This window comes from Candidatus Desulfosporosinus nitrosoreducens, assembly GCF_030954495.1.
Lineage (GTDB): Bacteria > Bacillota > Desulfitobacteriia > Desulfitobacteriales > Desulfitobacteriaceae > Desulfosporosinus > Desulfosporosinus nitrosoreducens.
In genome coordinates this window covers 48623-66775 of sequence record NZ_JAVHUW010000072.1, presented here as the reverse complement: position 1 = coordinate 66775, position 18153 = coordinate 48623, and the positions used below count along the sequence as shown (strand labels likewise).

Genomic DNA, 18153 nt, shown 5'->3' with positions numbered 1-18153 from the left:
CTTATAGATTTCGTGAATAGTCAGTTTTTAATATTGTTTTTTGACTAACGAGAGTTGTAGGAAGCGGAAGGGGATTTCCGTCTTTAAAGGTTTGCTTAAGAGACTGGTTTGGGGAAACCAGTTTTTTTTATTTAAGAATAAAATTTTGAATTTTGACAAACAAGGAGGTGTGTGCACGTATGATCGCAATATTTATTACAGGGTTAATTGCCATATTAGTGGGATTAGGTCTGGGGGCCTTAGTTGGCTGGCATATTCGTAGAAATACTGCGGAAAAAGTTATCGGAACCGCTGAAGAAGAAGCCAAACGGATCGTTGAAAATGCGCTGTCTGCCGCGGAAAGCAAAAAACGGGAATCAATTATTGCTGCCAAAGAAGAAGTCATGCATATCCACAATGAAGTGGAAAAAGAAACTCGTGAACGTCGTAATGAACTGCAACGGTTGGAACGGCGTTTATTGCAAAAAGAAGAAAGTTTAGACCGTAAAATCGAGTCGCTTGAACGAAAAGAAGAGACTTTGCATCGTAAGGAAGCCGAAGTGGATTCTCTCAAAGAAGAGTTGAACCAGCTTGTAGACAAAGAACAAGCCGAACTTGAGCGCTTGTCCGGCATGACCTCGGAAGAAGCCAAACAGCTTCTTCTGAAAAGAGTTGAGGAAGAAGTTCGCTACGAGTCGGCGATCATGATTAAAGAAATTGAGACTCGCGCTAAAGAAGAAGCTGAAAAACGGGCTAAAAATGTTATATCTTTAGCGATCCAGCGCTGTGCTGCTGACCATGTCGCTGAGACGACGGTCTCTGTCGTAGCTCTGCCCAGTGATGAAATGAAAGGGCGGATTATTGGCCGCGAGGGACGCAATATCCGAACGTTGGAAACATTGACCGGAATCGATCTTATTATTGATGATACGCCTGAAGCTGTAATTTTATCCGGTTTTGATCCCATCCGTCGTGAAGTGGCGCGCATAGCCTTGGAAAAATTGATTGCCGATGGCCGAATCCACCCGGCCCGTATTGAAGAAATGGTGGAAAAAGCTCAGAAAGAAGTCGATCAAAAGATCCGCGAAGAAGGAGAACAGGCTACCTTTGAAACTGGAGTTCATGGCTTACATCCTGAATTGATCCGTTTGCTCGGACGACTAAAATTCCGCACAAGTTATGGTCAAAATGTCTTGAAACATTCGACGGAGGTTTCCCACCTGGCCGGATTAATGGCAGCCGAGCTGGGAGTGGACGTTCAGTTGGCAAAACGAGCAGGACTGCTGCATGATATTGGAAAAGCTGTTGATCACGATTTAGAAGGTACTCATGTACAAATTGGAGTAGACCTGGCTAGAAAATATAAGGAATCTACCGATGTTACCCATGCTATCGAAGCCCATCATAATGATGTGGAACCCAAAAGTATCGTAGCTGTTTTAGTTGCCGCAGCTGACGCAGTTTCCGCGGCCCGCCCGGGTGCGCGTCGGGAAACACTGGAAACATATATTAAACGGCTGCAAAAACTTGAAGATATCGCTGAAAGTTTCGAAGGCGTTGAAAAATGTTTTGCTATTCAGGCCGGACGGGAAGTGCGGATTATTGTTAAGCCGGACAAGATTGACGATGTTCTTGCTCCGCGCGTAGCCCGTGAGATTAGTAAACGCATTGAAGAAGAACTTGAATATCCGGGACAGATTAAAGTCGTTGTTATACGTGAAACTAGAGCGGTTGACTTTGCCAAATAATCTAGTGATGGACTCTTTAGTCAGGCGATTGGAAGGATCGCCTGACTTTTGTTTTAGATAGGACTGGCACCGGCTAAGCTTTTTTTGTTATGATACGTTTAATTTTCTATGGTTTGAGATTTTTGAGCGAATTATCTTCAACGGCAATTGAGCGGCAAAGTGACGCCAAAAGAGCTTGCAGGAGATTGTGGCCTTTTGCCGAATAGTTCTCATGTTAGGACAGAGCTAAAGAGAGGATTGACAACGGTGCTTAATAAGCTATCAAAAGATTTAAGGCTTGTTTCCGATGGGGCTGATTTATTGACTTCAATTTTGATAAGATATTCCGAATTGGGATCGGTTCATTATGAGTGTGAACAACACGTCCTTAAATTTGCTTTTATGATCAGGCAGCAGAAAAACCTTGCTCCTTTTGAAGACATCTTGCGGCCCGCTTTGGAGCTTTACCATCACCTTGAGGGACAGACAGTACGTGTTTTTGAAATTACCTGCCGAACTGAAGAAAATGTCACTGTTCTGACGGTAGTGCGCGATTTGGAAAGTGTCAGGCAACGTGAAGTAGGGTTAATGGTCGAATTGCTGAGACGTAAGTTTGAAAAAGAGCTGGTTTATGATGAAATGAATTTAGACCATGAAGATTTGACGTATCAAGAAGAAATAATCAGTCAAATGCTGACTTCTATTAAGCTTATGGACATTCCCAGGAATGTCTTGGCCTTGAGAGATGAAGGCCGTGTTTTAGTCTTTAATAATTAGTTTAAGAGAGTCAGAAAGAGGGAACAGTATCAAAATATCGATAAACAGCAAGGTCTGGTGAACTCGTAGAAGGAGGGTTTGTACGTTGCGCGTACTTTTTGTCGGAGATATTGTCGGTAAACCAGGAAGAGAAGGAATTAAACATTTTTTAAAACCGCTTCAGCAAGATTATGACATAGACGTGACGATTGCCAATGCTGAGAATGCCGCTGCAGGAAAAGGGCTGACTAAAGAAATAGCTAATGAGCTGTTTGATTATGGAATCCAATTTTTAACGATGGGAAATCATGTTTGGGATAATCGCGATATTATGAATTTTATTGATCGTGAGACGAGGATAATTCGCCCGGCCAACTATCCTGTAGGGGCGCCTGGGCAAGGATACGGCTTTATTCGAACTAAGGGTTATAAGATCGGAGTTTTAAACCTCTCAGGGCGAATATTCATGAATCCTTTAGATGATCCCTTCAGTGGTGCCATTCGCTGGATTAATCTCCTTAAACAGGAGACTCCCATTGTACTCGTTGATTTTCATGCCGAGGCAACTTCTGAAAAAGTCGCCTTAGGATGGTTTCTCGATGGGAAAGTCAGCGCAGTGCTTGGGACCCACACACACATCCAGACAGCCGATGCCAGAGTTCTTCCTCAAGGAACCGCTTACGTTACAGATGTGGGAATGACAGGTCCAAGAGATTCGGTTTTAGGGATTAAAAAAGAAATTATTATTAATCGATTTTTGACTCAGCTTCCCGCCAAATTTGAATTGGCCAACGGATCAATTCAATTAAATGCCGTAGTACTTCATATTGATGAGAAGTCAGGTAAAGCTTCAGGGATTGAAACGATTCAACGTTTTATAGAGGAGTAAGCAATTTTTCCATAAAAATCAGAAAACTTAGTTAAAAAAAGAGGATTTCTTTCGCTCTCTCGCGAATACATATATTCATAGTTGTGGTAATACCTGTAAATGAAATCGAGCAGGAGGATGAATTATGGATGTATTAAAAGTTTCAGCAAAATCAAGTCCCAATGCTGTTGCCGGAGCGCTCGCGGGGGTTCTGCGTGAAAGCGGTGGAGCCGAGTTGCAGGCTATTGGGGCCGGAGCTTTGAATCAAGCCGTCAAGGCTGTGGCTATCGCACGCGGTTTTGTTGCACCGGGTGGAGTTGATCTTGTATGCATTCCGGCTTTTACAGATGTTGTTATTGACGGAGAAGAGCGAACTGCGATTAAATTGATTGTTCAGCCGCGCTAAGTTGTTTAAAGGCACCTGTTTGCATGCTTGTTCGCAAACAGGTGCTTATTTTTGCACTGGTCAGAAGACATAAAACCTGCCTTTATTAAAATAAATTTAAAGCCCTAATCTTAAAAGAAAAGGGGTGTTTGCTTTGGAAGACTATTTTATCGTTGATGGACATTGCGATAGTATCACGCATTATGTCAATCAGGAGAGGACACTCTCACTATCCTCAGAAGGCGGTCAGTGGGATCTTCCCAGGGCCAGAAGCGTTGATGTGGCACTTCAGTTTTTGGCGGCTTTTATTGAATCACAGTCTAAACCGGCAATGGCTACTTGGCGGGGCTTAGAACTTATCGAAGGGGTGCATCGTTTTGTCGAGGCAAATTCCGCGCAAGCTTTTCTTGTTCAAGGAAAATCAGATTTAGAGCGCATACCAGACCCATTAAAAATTGGAGTTTTGCTCAGCGTTGAAGGTGGAGAGATACTGGGAGAAAACTTGTTCATGGTCGATGTGATTTTTAGACTGGGTGTCAGAGCTTTGGGGCTAACCTGGAATCAACGCAATGCTTTAGCCGATGGAGTGGGAGAAGATACTCACAGCAGGCTGACAAAGCTGGGTCAGGAAGTCGTTAAGCGTATGAATCAATTGGGTATGCTGATTGATGTTTCTCACTTGAACGAAGAGGGGTTTTGGCATGTCTTAAACCTTAGCGAATATCCCATAGCCGCCACTCATTCTTGCGCCTATGCCCTTTGCCCTCATCCCCGTAATTTAACTGACCGTCAGCTGCGCGCCTTAGCGAGGCAAAAGGGCATTGTGGGAGTGAACTTTTACCCGAGGTTCTTAAAAGAGAGTGGCCTGGTGACGCGTCAGGAGGTTGTGCGCCATATCTGTCATATAGCTGAGGTGGCCGGGGCGGAGACCGTGGGTTTTGGCTCGGATTTTGACGGCATTGATGAGACGCCTGAGGGACTGGAAGACGTTAGAGATTATGCTTATCTCCTTGAAGATCTTACAAAGGTGGGATTTTCAACCAAAGAAATCAGACAGATTTTAGGCGGCAATTTTATGAGAGTATTAACGGATGTGTTAAAATGAAGACAAGTATTGTTGGGGAAACGAGGTAAAAGCATTGAATTCCAGAGTTGATCTTTATGAAGTTGATTTACACTGTCATACGACAGCATCCGACGGAACGCTTTCGCCGACTGAGCTTGTTTGTTCGGCCGCAGCTCTAGGGCTAAAAGGGATTGGCATTACTGACCATGACACGATTCAGGGGTGGCAGGAAGCTGAAGAGGCCGGAAGAACCTCCCGAATTGTAGTGGTTAAAGGGATCGAATTAAACACCGATTGGCACAGCCGAGAGGTTCATATACTGGGATATGAGCTTGATGGTTCATCGGCTTATTTAAACAGCCGGCTCAAAAGCCTGCGCAATGCCCGGGAACAAAGAATGCTGGAAATTCTTGAGCGCTTTAACCGTTTAGGAATCAGGATAACCTTTCAGGAAGTCCAACGATATGCTCAGGGTGAGTCAATCGGCCGTCCGCATGTCGCACTGGTTCTTGTTGAACGAGGCTATGTCGGCAGCGTAAAAGAAGCTTTTGACCGTTATCTTAAAAGAGGGGCTCCGGCCTATGTTCCCCGCTATAAACTGACATCTGAAGAAGGGATAGCCTTAATTAGAGAATCAGGTGGGGTTGCTGTTCTGGCTCATCCGGGAGCACATCACCTGGAAGAAGGAATCCCTGCCTGGATTGACGCCGGGCTTCAGGGAATCGAAGTTTCCCATTCCGAACACAATCATGAGGATGAACAGAAATACCGTGCTCTGGCCCAAAAGTATAACCTGCTCATGACGGGCGGTTCTGATTTCCACGGCGAAGATCGTAAGCCGGGAGTAAACATTGGATATTGGGGAGTTAAGCAAGAAGTAATTCAACAAATCTTTGATCTGGCGCGGCCTAATTAAGTTCCGCAGCACTCATTAGGGTTAAAATACGATCTCCCGGCATAGACTATTAGCGAAGAAGAAGTCGGGGGGCGTGGCTTAGTGGATTCTGCGGACGAAATACGATTATTGCGGGCGCGCGTTGGCGAATTGGAACAGCGTGTTGAGCATTTAAGAGTAAGCCGGCGGGTATTGATGAACTTATTAGAAAAAGTCGAGCGTGAAAAGGTCGCTCTCGTTCATCAGTTGGAGAAAGAGAACGTGCGCTTGCAACGGGATAATAAACGATTTGCCAAATGGATATTCTCCAAAAATAAAGAAATTGTTGAACTCAAGGAACAAGTGGAGTCAACAAGGCAAAAAGCATGAGCGGCGGAAGGCTTCTCATGCTTTTTAATGTTCATTATCGGCTTTATGGAGCAGGCAGCCAAGCCGGGTGCCTGGAGTATGGTGCTCACGAATGAGCAGGCAGATTCTGGGGTTCAGCCCAGCTTTACGAGCTAAATTAGCGCCCCAAAGAGGGTGACGTTTGGCTACTTTTAAAGGAGCGGACCACAATGCCGGACCTTTTTCGGCACGAATCCATAAAGGATCGGGCATTTGCTGCATCAAAACAATAAATACGCGCTGCCATAACCGGATGGTGACGAGAGATTTGCCGCAATCATGCAAAAGGGCGGCAGTTATTAAATCCAGATACTCAGAAGAAGAAAGGATTTCTTGGTAGATCATCAGACTTTGAGCGACGGAGAGCGCATGCCGCTGTTCGGCGGGAGATTGCCGGAAAAAAAGCGCTCGGGCTCCAGGAGACAGAATTTTTGTTGCCCTGAGAGTTTCTGAAGGATGAAGACGAGGAAAGAAGGCCTGGGCAAATTGATGGATGCGATAGAACATGATAATTCCTCCTTTCTCCATGATAAGAAACTAGATTGCCGTTGGCAAGCGTCCGGGAGTATTTTCTCCGCTTTAGGGTACTATAGCGAGGAGTAACACTGTAATTTAGGGACAATTTATGGATAGTATTCCGTTTTGGAAAGGAATGCCGCGTATTTATGGGAAAAGGGCAAATATGAGGGGAAACGCTGTTTTAATCATTGAATATCTGATATACTAATGAGAAAACTATTTGGAAAGGGAGCTAGTCATGCAGGCCAACCGTATTATCCAGGAAGCCCTTACTTTTGATGATGTTCTTGTCGTTCCCGCAAAATCAGAAATTCTCCCCCGGGATGCTGATGTCAGTACTTATCTTACCAAAAAGATCAAGCTCAATATACCGCTTATGAGTGCGGGAATGGACACGGTTACCGATTCCCGTATGGCAATTTCGGTGGCCAGAGAGGGCGGCATTGGGATTATTCATAAAAATATGAGCATTGAACAACAAGCCTTGGAGGTTGACAAAGTTAAACGCTCAGAACATGGAGTTATCACTGATCCTATCTATTTAAATCCCAATGATAAAGTTGTCGATGCCTTAAAACTCATGGAACGATATCGGATCTCCGGAGTGCCGATTACGGTCGAAGGAAAATTGGTTGGCATCTTAACGAACCGGGATTTGCGTTTTGAAAAGAATTATGACCGCCTGATTTCAGAGGTTATGACGAAAACAAATTTGGTAACGGCTCCTGCAGGTACTACCCTGGAGCATGCTAAAGAAATCTTAGCTCAGCATAAGATTGAAAAATTGCCGATTGTTGACTCTAAAGGGATGCTTAAAGGCCTGATTACGATTAAGGACATTGAAAAGTCAAGGCAATATCCCAATTCAGCGAAAGATGAACGGGGCCGCTTGCGTGTCGGAGCCGCCGTTGGAGTTACCGCGGACACTTTGGAACGTACTGAGGCCTTAGTTAAAGCGGGTGTCGATGTTGTCGTCCTGGATACGGCTCATGGGCACTCTAAAGGAGTTATTGAAATGGTGCGGGCTTTACGGGAACGCTTCCCGGAAACCCAATTAATCGCGGGAAATGTTGCTACGGCTGAAGCCACACGTGAATTGATTGAAGCTGGAGCGGATGCCATAAAAGTTGGCATTGGTCCGGGGTCTATTTGCACAACGAGAGTGGTCGCGGGCATTGGAGTTCCTCAGGTCACGGCGGTTATGAATTGCGCCGAGGAAGCGGATAAGTACGGGATACCGGTCATTGCCGACGGCGGAATCAAGTTCTCAGGTGATATTGTCAAGGCTTTAGCGGCCGGAGCGCGCATTGTTATGATAGGCAGTCTTTTTGCCGGGACGGAAGAGAGCCCTGGCGACATGGAAATCTTCCAAGGGCGGAGTTTCAAAGTCTATCGCGGGATGGGATCAATTGGTGCCATGAAAGAGGGCAGCCGTGACCGCTATTTCCAGGAAAAAGACCAAAAACTAGTTCCGGAAGGCATCGAAGGCCGGGTTCCTTACAAAGGTCCTGTTTCCGAAACGATTTATCAGATGATTGGGGGCTTGCGCGCGGGAATGGGATATTGTGGAACTGCAACAATTGAAGCCCTGAGAACGCAAACTCAATTCATTCGCATGACGGCCGCAGGACTGCGCGAGAGTCATCCGCACGATATTACTATCACCAAAGAAGCGCCCAATTATAGTTAGACATTCTTTAAGTATTGAAACTGCAAGACAGCTAAGGGATATTCTCGCGAAAAAGTATGATTTTCTTTGAGAATTGTGAAATGGAAGGAAAATAGCGGGAGAGGGTTACTTTTGACTCTCTCCTTATTTTGCGGGAGGTATATATGAATTCTGCTTTCTGGCGATACTTACTTCTCTTAGGCTTGCTCTTCTTTTTTTGGAGCGAGTTTTTTGTTTCCAGTGGTGTACTGAGTCAATTAGCCTTTAATTTTGCTCTTTTTTATCCTCTCGGCTTTTTAGTTGGCTACCGTCCCCGGAAAGAAAATCTGTATATCGCTTATTTAGCCGGTTTTCTTTTTAATTCATTATCCTATTATGTCGCTTATATTTATAAAGTTCCGATCGGAGATTGGACGATGGTGGTGCTGGATTACGGCAGTTTCCTTATTTTTGTTAAACTTGGAGCCATTATTGGAAAACGTGCTCAATCTAAGGATTAGGAGTGAGAAGCATGCGAATCGTAATTGCCCCTGACTCATTTAAAGGCTGTTTAAATGCTTTTAATGTCGCCTTAGCGATGCAAAAGGGAGTCCGGAAAGTTTACCCGGAGTCTCTCGTGGACCTTATCCCCATGGCAGATGGGGGAGAGGGCACTGTGGAAGCAATTCTCAGCGCAGTGGAAGGGAGAAAGGTAGATGTAGCGGTAAAAGATCCTCTGGGACGTCAAATCTCGGCAGCTTATGGGCTTATTGACCAAGGCAAAACCGCGATCATTGAAATGGCGGCAGCTTCAGGCCTGCCTCTGCTGAGGGCGGAGGAAAGAAATCCGCGTATCACATCGACATTTGGAACGGGAGAACTCATCCGGGATGCCTTGGATCAGGGAGTGAAGAAGGTTCTTCTGGGTATTGGAGGCAGTGCCACAAACGATGGCGGGGCAGGACTGGCCGTCGCTTTGGGGGCTAAATTATTGAATGTCAGGGGAGAGGAGCTGCCCCCGGGAGGAGCGGCTCTGGCAGATCTTGCTGAAATAAATATCTCCGGACTTGATCCACGTCTCTCAGAGGTTCAGTTTGAAGTTGCCTGCGATGTCCAGAACCCGCTCTGTGGTCCTGAGGGTGCAAGCGCGGTCTACGGCCCTCAAAAAGGCGCTACCCCGGAAGATGTTCAGGTTTTGGATGCGGCGCTCTTTAATTATGGTCAGAAATTAAGCGCCGTCTCCGGAGCTGATCTCTTAAATTTGGCGGGTGGCGGAGCGGCCGGCGGGTTAGGTGCGGGGCTTGTCGGTTTTCTGCGGGCAAAATTACGACCAGGGTCACAAATGATTCTCGATGTGGCAAATGCGGAAGAAAAAATTCGCAACGCTGATTTGGTTTTAACCGGTGAAGGCAAGACTGACTTTCAGACTGCCTATGGTAAAGTACCGGTGGGGGTCGCCGCCTTGGCTCAAAAGTATAAGGTTCCTGTCTTTGTGGTCTCCGGTGCGGTAGAGGGTCATCCAGACCTCCTCTCGGATCACGGAGTCAATTGTTCTTTTAGCGTTTCAGAAGGGCCTGGGACTTTGGAAGAAGCGTTTTCCAAAGGAGAGGAACAACTGGAACGGGCAGTTTGGCGGATTTTAACAGTTTGGAAACTGGGAGCTGCCGCCGCTGGAAAAAGTTAAACTTGACAAAGATTTAACCTAAATAACGCCCTCTTTAGGAAGGAAATATTTGGTACGCGGCGAATGAATACTATCAATGGTTTTACTTTGCCGCTATCAAATATAAAGGGGGAATAAGGATGGCTGAATTGTCTCGGAGAGAGCGAAAGAAAAAGGAAACTCGTGAAAAAATTTATTCTAATGCCATGAAACTCTTTCGTTCGCAAGGGTTTGTAGCAACGTCTATCGAACAGATTACTCAACATGCTGACGTTGGAAAAGGGACCTTTTATAACTACTTTTCCACCAAAGAAGCTGTTGTGCTGGAATTCTCCAAGCGAACTTGTCAAGAACTTATCGACATAGGTCGTCATAATCCTGGCTTGAATACAAGGGCGCGTTTAGAAAGTCTCCTTCACGATTGGACGGACTTTATGGTTCGGGACCGGGAAATTGCCTGGGTAACGATACGCAGCCGTGATGGAGCGGATTATGATATGAGTTTGCACTATGCTCTTCTCGCCATATTGTCGATCGGACAAAAAAAGGGTGAGATCAATCATGATTTTGATCCCGCCTTTTTGGCGGAAAGTCTTGAAGGAATGGTGGTTCATCATGTCATTCGCTGGTTTGTTTCCGGTACCGGAAACTTACACGAAGAGGTCAATAATGCCCTGAGCGTCTTTTGGGCCGGTCTTTCAGAAGGGCGAAAAGAAGCGTGAGAGAATTCCCTTTGAATTTGTAACATGATGTGAGACGGCAAAGTCAATATTTAAACATGGAGGGTAAACAGTGACAGTTTTTCAGGCATTAGTTTTAGGTATTGTTCAAGGCTTAGGTGAATTTCTTCCCATCTCAAGCTCGGCCCATCTCGTGCTTATCCCCTGGCTGTTTGGCTGGGAAGATCCTGGTTTAACGTTTGATGTGGCACTTCACATGGGCACTCTTTTAGCCGTAGTGCTTTATTTTTGGAAGGATTGGCTGCGTTTAATTCGGGCGGTATTTCAACGGGGACCTTCTGATGAGAAACGAATTTTCTGGTATTTAGTGGTGGCAACAATCCCAGGAGGTCTGTTCGGGCTGGCCTTTGAAAATAAAGCGGAAACAACGTTCCGCTCACATTTGCTTATCGGCATCATGATGATTGTGATGGGAATTCTTCTTTATTTGGCAGATAAACGACGTCAGATTCGCAAAATGGATACAATGACGATGGCTGACGCTCTTTGGATCGGTCTTTCCCAAGCCCTGGCGATTATACCAGGTGTGTCCCGCTCGGGAAGCACGATGACAACCGCGCGCTTTTTAGACATTAAAAGGGAAGATGCCGCACGGTTCTCTTTCCTGATGTCAACTCCGATTATCTTGGGTGCCGGAGTATTTAAATTGAGACATTTAACGCTGGCGGCTATCAATTTACCCTTTTCCGTAGGAGTTCTTTCTTCGTTTATTGTCGGAATTATAAGTATCTCATTTTTACTGCAGTATCTAAAGACAAGTAACTTCGGGCTTTTTGTAGGTTATCGCTTTTTAGTTGGTCTGGTTGTGATCGGATTAGTACTGGCGGGGCATTGAAGTTGTAGAATTTAGACCGGAGAAATTAGTGAATTGCTCATATCCCTCCGCCGTTTCACATAGTGTAACAGCGGAGGGATTTTTAATGGTTAATAGATCTGCACCGAGGAGTTTAGGGCTTTGGCTGGGACAACTGCCGGTGGGCATGTTTAACGATATTACAGATGTTCCGGGAGTAAAAGTAGGCCATGTATCCCTTATTAAGGGTTCGGATCCTTTAGCCCCTCCTGGCAAAGGCCCGGTGAGAACAGGTGTAACGGCGATTATCCCTCGTCCGGGAAATCTATACCGACAACCTTGTTGGGCCGGGATTGAGGTCATTAATGGTTACGGAAAATCGATAGGCGTTCCATTTATTCAAGAAATGGGACTATTAAATTGTCCGATCTTACTGACGAATACATTAAGTGTAAGCGATGTTGCCCACGGGGTGGTTACCTTTATGTTGCAGCAAAATCCGGAAATCGGTGATGATGCGCGTACCTCCAATATTGTCGTTATGGAATGTGACGATTCATTCTTAAATGATATAAGAGGACGGCATGTCAAGCCGTGGGATGCCTTGTTTGCCCTCCAGCGTGCGGGAAGAGGTCCCATCTCCCAGGGAAATGTCGGTGCCGGAGTGGGGATGTCCTGCTTTCAGCTGAAAGGTGGTATTGGAAGTTCTTCTCGTCTTGTGCAAAGCGGACGGGGGATTTATACTCTTGGTATGTTAGCGCTGGCAAATTTCGGGCAATTGAGAGACCTGATTATCTCCGGGGTTCCGGTGGGGGAATTTCTTGCTAAACAGGCAACAAGTTATATACCCGGTTCTTTAATTCTCATCGGCATTACCGATGCTCCCCTGTCGAGATGGCAGCTTACGCAGCTGGCACGTCGAGCAAGCTTAGGGATGGCCCGAACGGGGTCTATCTCGATGACCGGCAGTGGGGATTTTTGTTTAATGGTTTCCACCGCTCCTATGGAAAACTGTCATTATTTATCCGATTGGCAGCTCGATGAGTTTTTTCGGGCAATTGTCGAGGCAACGGCAGAAAGTATTTGGAATGCGCTTTTTTGGGCGGAAACTATGGAAGGCAGAGAAGGAAATATTCGCCGGGCCCTTCCGCTTGAGAAAACATTGCAGCTTATTAGAAACTGGAAAGGTGGTCTAAGGCAATCTTAAAAAAATAATTTTCTCTTGAACTAAGTTTTCGAAAAATTTGTCATGAATTTCGTTTTCAGTGCGTAAACATGCTAAAGGAGAAAAGCTAAGGGAGGTTCATCGTGAGTATCACCTGGCATACGATCTGGGAAGCTCATCCAGAGGTGTTTATTGCGCAGAATTGGGTGGAATGCCCTGAAGACAAGAAGAAAGCAAATCGTCTCCCAACCCAATACGCTTACTTTATGGGCGGAGAAACGACGTTAAGAGTTGGCCTTATTGCCAGTTCTTCAATTTTGCGTGAGGAAGAATTTTTACTGGCAGGGGTATTGTGGGGAAATAGGCTCAGTAATGGAGCCAAGACAATTATTTATTATGTTGCCCCTGATTTTTCTATGGCATTCTTGAAAAGCATTTCTAAAATTGGCGGCAGTATTTCGGCCAGGGCGGTTTACTGGCGTGAAAAGCTCACTCCCAGCCTCTACCTGGTACCGGAGGAACGTCATAATATCCAGCCGCGATATTCCATAGGAGAAGAGCGCCCGGACTGGATACGGTGGGGTCAAGGCTTAAATCCGGTTACCCGCCAGCAATTAATGATTGTCAATAAATTTTTTAGCGAATTAAGCAAGCGAAGAATCCATGTGGAATTTAGACAACAGCATATTGCCTTTCTGTGGGGAAACTTCGAGATCGCGGAAGTTCGCCGCAACGGCAAGAAATTTGAGTTGGGTACCAAACTAAAGTGGCTGAAAGATCAGGATCTGCTTGCCAAATGGCAAAAGCAGGGGTGGGTGGACGCTTCCGGGTCCTTAAATCAAGAATTTTGCATGACTGTCCACAGCGTTATAGATTACCTGGAAGCACTTGAGAATCAAGGAAATCTTCGTTCCCAGGACCTGCTTGCCTTATGGCTTCATCAAGGGGAGGGTGTGTTAAAATCCCTTTGGGGAAGCCCTTGGCCTTGGCCTTGGCAGCCTAAAGACCGCAGTGAAAATTCTTTGCTGGAGTTAGAACAATGGTATTATTTTCAGGGGAATGGACAATTGAGTGTTATTTGCCCGATTTTTGAAAAACCACTTATGAAAGCGGCGCGAAGTATCATTTTATCGAGTGTTTTGGAGCGAAGTCTTCTCTTAGCTTATGCTAAGGACGAATCAGGAAATTCCTTAGTTTGGGATGGGCGGATACATTGGCTGACAACACTTGGCCTGGAGGATGAACTTAGACGATGGTACTGTTGGATTAACAATATGGATAATTTCCCGATTTGGACTCTCCCGGAAAACTGGAAAGAAAAAGGGATATACGAACTCAACAGTCGTGCTCCCTTTAACCAGTCGCTTATGCCGAGAGACTACTTGTGAAATTTTCCAAACGGGGCAAATCAATCATTACCTCTGTCCCGCGGAGTTGAGAAGAATCTTTAAAATGCAATTTGCCGTGATGAGCGAGTACGATTCTCTGGGCAATAGTAAGTCCCAGCCCAGTACCTTCCTTTTGTGTGAAGAATGGGTCAAGTACGCGCTGGCGAAGGTTTTCCGGAATCCCGTGCCCATTGTCGATGACGCTGATTCTGACGTTTTGCTCGTCAACAGTGAGACGAAGGATCACTGTTCCGCCCTGGGGAGAAGCTTCGATAGCATTGTTTAATAAAGAAAGTAAGGCTTCAGCAAGTTGTTCCTGATCTCCCAAAACATATACCGGCTCTAACTTGAGATCGAGAACAACTGTAACTCCTTCAGGTTGGCCGCAGGGTTCAATTGTTTGAGCTATGCTCCGGAGAACTTCCGTAATGTTTATAAGTTTTAGCTGGGGAGCCGAGGGGCTTGTCAGCAAAATGAATTTATTAAGGATTTGATCAATGGTTTGAATCTCATCAAGCAATAGTTGTTGATATGGACGAAATGATTCAGGCCATTGGTCGGGTGTAATTAATTGCATGAATCCTTTGATTGTCGTCAGAGGGTTGCGGATTTCGTGGGCCAAGCCTGCGGATACTTGATTAATAATAGAGAGTTTGGCATATTGGACAGACGCTTCCGAGCGTTTTTTTTCTTCGCTAATGTCAAAGAGTGTTAAAAGTATTCCGTATGGCCTGTCCTGATCAAGCAGGGGCTGCGTTTGAAAGCGCAAATGCTTTGTCTCTTCCGTAGGGGTTTTCCAGGCGAACTCACCGCACTCTCGAATAGTGGTTGGGTTGGGCAGAATGCCCAGAATTTCAGAAATTGAATGACCGACTAAGGAAGACTCGGGCAGCATTAAAAGCAGATTAATAAGATGATTCGATTCTAAAATAGTTCCTGAATTATCAAGGATCATTATCGCTTCTCGGGTATAGTCGACAATTGGCATTATTGAAGTTTTCTGGTGGAGCAGAACTTGTATTGCCTTGAGATGGCGTTGATGGAGCCTTTTTTGCTGAAGCTGGTCCCGATCATAGAGAAACATGATGCCGAGCATAAAAATCAAAAAAAAGACATGGGCTAGATACAGTTGAAGGGAAGGAATCTTATAATAAACCAGGGCAAAAACCAGAAGCAGGGTTGCGGCCAGAATCCACAGTTTACCCCAGGACATCCGCCAAAGATTAAACCATAAAATAATTCCGGCAAAGGGCAGAAGAACAAGAACAGAATCGATAACAATGTTCAGCGAAACTGTTGAAATAATTAAGATGTTTAGTATAAGAAGGAATGATAGGATTAATAAGGCAGTATAGCGATGAAGTGTGCGAAATTGAAGGAAAAACACAATAAAATCTCCTTCCAGAATTAACAATCGACCCTGGAATAGTGTATCATAACCCGGCGTAGAAAATTGTAAGAATAAGGAGATCCTTTCGCTGGTAAGATTTGTTGGTAAGTGGCAAAAAACCCCCTAAATATAAACATAGTTACATGGAAGCATAGAAAGAAATATTCGACAAATTCAGCCCGGATTAAATCCGGCTTGGTTTGCTTTGAATTTTAGGATGAAAAAATATAATATATATTGTATAATTATACGAAGGAAGAAAGGGGACACAGCCATGATACTGCGTAAGGCAAAGATAGCCGATGTGGAAGAAATGATGTCGTTAATTAATAGTAATGCCGAATTAGGGCTGATGCTTCCGCGATCGAGGAATATGCTCTATGAGAATATTCGTGAGTTTATGTTGGCAGAAGAGGATGAACAAATAGTTGGAGTCGCCTCACTTCATATTTTATGGAGTGATTTAGCTGAAATACGCGCCTTGGCGGTTTCTAATGAGCAGAAAAGAAAGGGGATAGGCACTAAGATCGTAAAAGCTTTGGAAGAAGAGGCCAGAGAATTAGGCTGTTCCAGAGTGTTTGCTTTGACGTATCAGCGGGAATTTTTTAGATTTTGCGGCTATGAAGAGATCAGTAAAGATCAAATGCCTCAAAAAGTCTGGACGGAATGCATCAATTGCATTAAATTTCCTAATTGCGACGAAATAGCCGTTAGTCATGTCTTATAAAGAAAACTTGGCCTATGCCGAGCTTGCGGGAGCAGAAGCTGTAAGCCGCTTTTATGCAGTGAGCAGGTATTAACAAAGTTATGCTTTCTGAACTAAAAACTGAAACCCCATCGCTCAGAGCGGGCGCTGGGGTTTCAGTTTTTAGATTATAGGTGATTAAGGCTTTTCTACTCTAAGTAGAATTTGGATGAATGGTTCTAAAGGAACTATTATTAAAGGTTGTTCCTTCGGCTATGAGTGTTGCTGAAGGATCGTTCGCAAAAAATTCCATTGAAAGTCCAGATAGGCGTTGGTCATCTCAGATTCACTTAATCCTTTGGATTGAAGATATTCACGTGAGGAAACCTCGAATTCGCGTATAAATCCTAGAATATCATCCTCATGAGTTGACAGCATTTTTCACCCTCCATTCGAAAACTTGATTAGTATTGTCTCAATTTGCCATAATCGCTAGTCTCTTTTTATTATAAAAAAATATAATTGAAAATTGTGTTGCAATAGGGAGCTTAATACTGATTTTAAATAGAAAGAATGAAGAATTAAAGAGAATTGTTGTAGTTTTCTGCGGAATGAATAACTTTAGATTGGGAATAACGCCAGAGGGACACATCAAATAACAATAAGTTTCCTGCCCAATAATGCCGTTTTGCTTCCGTAGGTTTTTTCATGATCATGTAACAATCAGCCAAAGCATGGTGTATACTGGCAGTATATCCCCAAATTAGGAGTTTTCTTGTAAGCCAATTTTCACCGTTATCTGGAAATTTATTTTGTTTTGCTGAGTTTAAACTGCGTTCCAACATTTTAATTGCTTCAGGGATTTGGCCTATTTTCTGGAGGACAATTCCTTGTGTGGCAAGCATAAGCGGGTTTATCAGGGAATGAGGATTTTCGCGAATCGTGTATAACGCTCGCTTGGTGTTTCCTTCTTTGAGGAGAATGTCACAAAGAGTAATGCAAAGCAGCGGGTCGTGACAAGGAAGAAATTTTTCCAGAAGTGAGATTGCCTGACTTGGTTCGTGAAAATAGTAGTAGAGCTGACTGGCGAAACGGGAAAGAGACAATGGGCTGATGCCTTGTGAAATAGTATGGGCCATGCGGCGGGCTGTGATTTTTTTTTCAGGGGGAGCGAAGGTTTTCTTCTTAGTCATGGCGATATACGATATGATTAAGCCGCTTGCCAGTGCGAGCAGCCCAACTTGTAATCCAAACTTCCAGAAGGTGAAAACAGAGGCCCAAAGCGTTAAGGTCAAGAGGAACATAAAAAAGTAGAGTTTTTGAACGTAAAGTATTTCTAAGTCAACTTGTACACTCTGCATTTCCCACCCCCTTCTTATATAGTACGACAGCTTTCAGGCAAATAGACCATGCCCTCTGTAAAAAAGAAGATAGCAGGGTTGGGAGGAATTTACCTCCAAACCCTGCTGCTATAAATTTCTTATTCCTGGTTTTGTTCAATGAACTTTCTTTTGGTCAACTGCACAGCAAGCCTCATTGAGTGCTCAAGGGAAATGCGCACAAGTTCTCTGGTATCATTGTCTAAAGGAACACCCAGAAAAGTAACTGTCTTACTACTTTCAAGATTAATGAGCATTCTTTCTAAAACCTTGGCTATGTCTTGTTCGCTATTGGGATCAAAATTCTTGGGGTTAGTGTTTATGTCGGTCTTTTTTCCTGTCTGGTTGTTCCCACTTTTGCTGGTTCGGCTTTTTATAACATATCTTTTGGTATGATTGTCTTCTTTTAGGTAAAGGTTTTGCTGGGTATTGGTTTGCCTCATTAGATCGTCTATCGATACGTTGAAAAATAATGCAACCTTTTGTAGTTTATCAACGGTTGGTGAACATGTACTCCATTTATAAATGGAACTGTTTCCTAAGCCGATTTCTTTTTCGAGCTTTGGAATAGAAAGCTTGTGTTTCTTACAGAGCTCCTGAATATTTTCTAAGATAGACATCATTTATTTCTCCTTAAACGGGTAATAGCATCCGAAAAATTTCAAATTTAAATATTGACTGTTAGAAAATTTTCGGTTATTATTACTCTAACAGCTCTGG

Annotated in this window: 20 protein-coding genes; 15 read left to right on the top strand and 5 right to left on the bottom strand. The window is 44.4% G+C overall.

What is annotated here, in order from left to right; all coding sequences use genetic code 11:
- Positions 1-179 precede the first annotated feature (179 nt).
- The 7 genes from rny to REC12_RS20700 all read left to right on the top strand — a co-directional run bounded on the left by rny (position 180) and on the right by REC12_RS20700 (position 6045).
- Entirely contained in the window at positions 180-1727 is a 1548-nt protein-coding gene (gene rny / locus REC12_RS20730; RefSeq protein ID WP_308897696.1) for a ribonuclease Y, read from the top strand.
- A 246-nt stretch (positions 1728-1973) separates the two neighbouring features.
- Positions 1974-2483: a hypothetical protein gene (locus REC12_RS20725; protein WP_308897695.1), complete on the top strand. Its 510-nt coding sequence runs from the start codon at positions 1974-1976 to the stop codon at positions 2481-2483.
- Positions 2484-2568: 85 nt separating this feature from the next.
- On the top strand, positions 2569-3351 hold the full coding sequence (locus REC12_RS20720; RefSeq protein ID WP_308897694.1) for a TIGR00282 family metallophosphoesterase: 783 nt from the start codon (positions 2569-2571) through the stop codon (positions 3349-3351).
- Between the two features lie 124 nt (positions 3352-3475).
- A complete protein-coding gene (locus REC12_RS20715; RefSeq protein WP_047808313.1) occupies positions 3476-3736 on the top strand; it encodes a stage V sporulation protein S in 261 nt (86 codons plus the stop codon).
- A gap of 133 nt (positions 3737-3869) precedes the next feature.
- Positions 3870-4820, top strand: a complete 951-nt coding sequence (locus tag REC12_RS20710) for a dipeptidase (protein ID WP_308897693.1) — start codon at positions 3870-3872, stop codon at positions 4818-4820.
- Positions 4821-4854: 34 nt separating this feature from the next.
- The gene (locus REC12_RS20705) at positions 4855-5697 is read left to right on the top strand and encodes a PHP domain-containing protein (RefSeq protein WP_308897692.1); all 843 of its coding nucleotides are present in this window, start codon (positions 4855-4857) and stop codon (positions 5695-5697) included.
- An 81-nt stretch (positions 5698-5778) separates the two neighbouring features.
- Positions 5779-6045: a translation initiation factor 2 gene (locus tag REC12_RS20700; protein ID WP_308897691.1), complete on the top strand. Its 267-nt coding sequence runs from the start codon at positions 5779-5781 to the stop codon at positions 6043-6045.
- A gap of 24 nt (positions 6046-6069) precedes the next feature.
- Here REC12_RS20700 and REC12_RS20695 read toward each other — a convergent pair whose 3' ends face one another.
- On the bottom strand, positions 6070-6570 hold the full coding sequence (locus tag REC12_RS20695; RefSeq protein ID WP_308897690.1) for an HD domain-containing protein: 501 nt from the start codon (positions 6568-6570) through the stop codon (positions 6070-6072).
- Between the two features lie 250 nt (positions 6571-6820).
- On the opposite strand from REC12_RS20695, the gene guaB reads away from it, so the two are divergent.
- From guaB to REC12_RS20660, 7 genes are all read left to right on the top strand, one after another.
- Positions 6821-8272, top strand: coding sequence for an IMP dehydrogenase (gene guaB, locus REC12_RS20690; RefSeq protein ID WP_308897734.1), 1452 nt, complete (start codon positions 6821-6823; stop codon positions 8270-8272).
- 143 nt (positions 8273-8415) lie between these two features.
- Complete coding sequence (locus tag REC12_RS20685; RefSeq protein WP_308897689.1) at positions 8416-8751, top strand: hypothetical protein; 336 nt, start codon at positions 8416-8418, stop codon at positions 8749-8751.
- An 11-nt stretch (positions 8752-8762) separates the two neighbouring features.
- Complete coding sequence (locus REC12_RS20680) at positions 8763-9914, top strand: glycerate kinase family protein (protein ID WP_308897688.1); 1152 nt, start codon at positions 8763-8765, stop codon at positions 9912-9914.
- A gap of 119 nt (positions 9915-10033) precedes the next feature.
- On the top strand, positions 10034-10615 hold the full coding sequence (locus REC12_RS20675; protein WP_308897687.1) for a TetR/AcrR family transcriptional regulator: 582 nt from the start codon (positions 10034-10036) through the stop codon (positions 10613-10615).
- A 70-nt stretch (positions 10616-10685) separates the two neighbouring features.
- Positions 10686-11468, top strand: a complete 783-nt coding sequence (uppP, locus tag REC12_RS20670) for an undecaprenyl-diphosphatase UppP (RefSeq protein WP_308897686.1) — start codon at positions 10686-10688, stop codon at positions 11466-11468.
- An 85-nt stretch (positions 11469-11553) separates the two neighbouring features.
- The gene (locus tag REC12_RS20665; protein ID WP_308897685.1) at positions 11554-12633 is read left to right on the top strand and encodes a DmpA family aminopeptidase; all 1080 of its coding nucleotides are present in this window, start codon (positions 11554-11556) and stop codon (positions 12631-12633) included.
- Positions 12634-12734: 101 nt separating this feature from the next.
- Positions 12735-13979 (top strand): hypothetical protein, encoded by a 1245-nt coding sequence (locus REC12_RS20660; RefSeq protein ID WP_308897684.1) that lies wholly within the window; start codon positions 12735-12737, stop codon positions 13977-13979.
- Here the strand turns inward: REC12_RS20660 and REC12_RS20655 are convergent.
- Complete coding sequence (locus REC12_RS20655) at positions 13957-15366, bottom strand: two-component system sensor histidine kinase NtrB (protein ID WP_308897683.1); 1410 nt, start codon at positions 15364-15366, stop codon at positions 13957-13959. The genes REC12_RS20660 and REC12_RS20655 overlap by 23 nt on opposite strands.
- 277 nt (positions 15367-15643) lie before the next feature.
- Between REC12_RS20655 and REC12_RS20650 the strand changes: the two genes are divergently transcribed.
- Positions 15644-16096 carry an N-acetyltransferase gene (locus tag REC12_RS20650; RefSeq protein ID WP_308897682.1) on the top strand — a complete coding sequence of 151 codons (453 nt, stop codon included), beginning with the start codon at positions 15644-15646 and terminating at the stop codon, positions 16094-16096.
- Between the two features lie 231 nt (positions 16097-16327).
- Here the strand turns inward: REC12_RS20650 and REC12_RS20645 are convergent, their stop codons facing one another.
- The 3 genes from REC12_RS20645 to REC12_RS20635 all read right to left on the bottom strand — a co-directional run bounded on the left by REC12_RS20645 (position 16328) and on the right by REC12_RS20635 (position 18056).
- Positions 16328-16492, bottom strand: coding sequence for a hypothetical protein (locus REC12_RS20645; protein WP_308897681.1), 165 nt, complete (start codon positions 16490-16492; stop codon positions 16328-16330).
- 143 nt (positions 16493-16635) lie between these two features.
- Positions 16636-17415, bottom strand: a complete 780-nt coding sequence (locus tag REC12_RS20640; RefSeq protein ID WP_308897680.1) for a tetratricopeptide repeat protein — start codon at positions 17413-17415, stop codon at positions 16636-16638.
- Between the two features lie 119 nt (positions 17416-17534).
- Positions 17535-18056 (bottom strand): helix-turn-helix domain-containing protein, encoded by a 522-nt coding sequence (locus tag REC12_RS20635; RefSeq protein WP_308897679.1) that lies wholly within the window; start codon positions 18054-18056, stop codon positions 17535-17537.
- Positions 18057-18153 lie beyond the last annotated feature (97 nt).

Coding starts and splice junctions, on each gene's coding strand:
- REC12_RS20650 (WP_308897682.1), top strand. CDS start 15,644: ATGATACTGCGTAAGGCAAAGATAGCCGATGTGGAAGAAATGATGTCG.
- REC12_RS20715 (WP_047808313.1), top strand. CDS start 3,476: ATGGATGTATTAAAAGTTTCAGCAAAATCAAGTCCCAATGCTGTTGCC.
- REC12_RS20685 (WP_308897689.1), top strand. CDS start 8,416: ATGAATTCTGCTTTCTGGCGATACTTACTTCTCTTAGGCTTGCTCTTC.
- guaB (WP_308897734.1), top strand. CDS start 6,821: ATGCAGGCCAACCGTATTATCCAGGAAGCCCTTACTTTTGATGATGTT.
- REC12_RS20695 (WP_308897690.1), bottom strand. CDS start 6,570: ATGTTCTATCGCATCCATCAATTTGCCCAGGCCTTCTTTCCTCGTCTT.
- REC12_RS20635 (WP_308897679.1), bottom strand. CDS start 18,056: ATGATGTCTATCTTAGAAAATATTCAGGAGCTCTGTAAGAAACACAAG.
- REC12_RS20640 (WP_308897680.1), bottom strand. CDS start 17,415: ATGCAGAGTGTACAAGTTGACTTAGAAATACTTTACGTTCAAAAACTC.
- REC12_RS20675 (WP_308897687.1), top strand. CDS start 10,034: ATGGCTGAATTGTCTCGGAGAGAGCGAAAGAAAAAGGAAACTCGTGAA.
- REC12_RS20665 (WP_308897685.1), top strand. CDS start 11,554: ATGGTTAATAGATCTGCACCGAGGAGTTTAGGGCTTTGGCTGGGACAA.
- rny (WP_308897696.1), top strand. CDS start 180: ATGATCGCAATATTTATTACAGGGTTAATTGCCATATTAGTGGGATTA.
- REC12_RS20680 (WP_308897688.1), top strand. CDS start 8,763: ATGCGAATCGTAATTGCCCCTGACTCATTTAAAGGCTGTTTAAATGCT.
- REC12_RS20645 (WP_308897681.1), bottom strand. CDS start 16,492: ATGCTGTCAACTCATGAGGATGATATTCTAGGATTTATACGCGAATTC.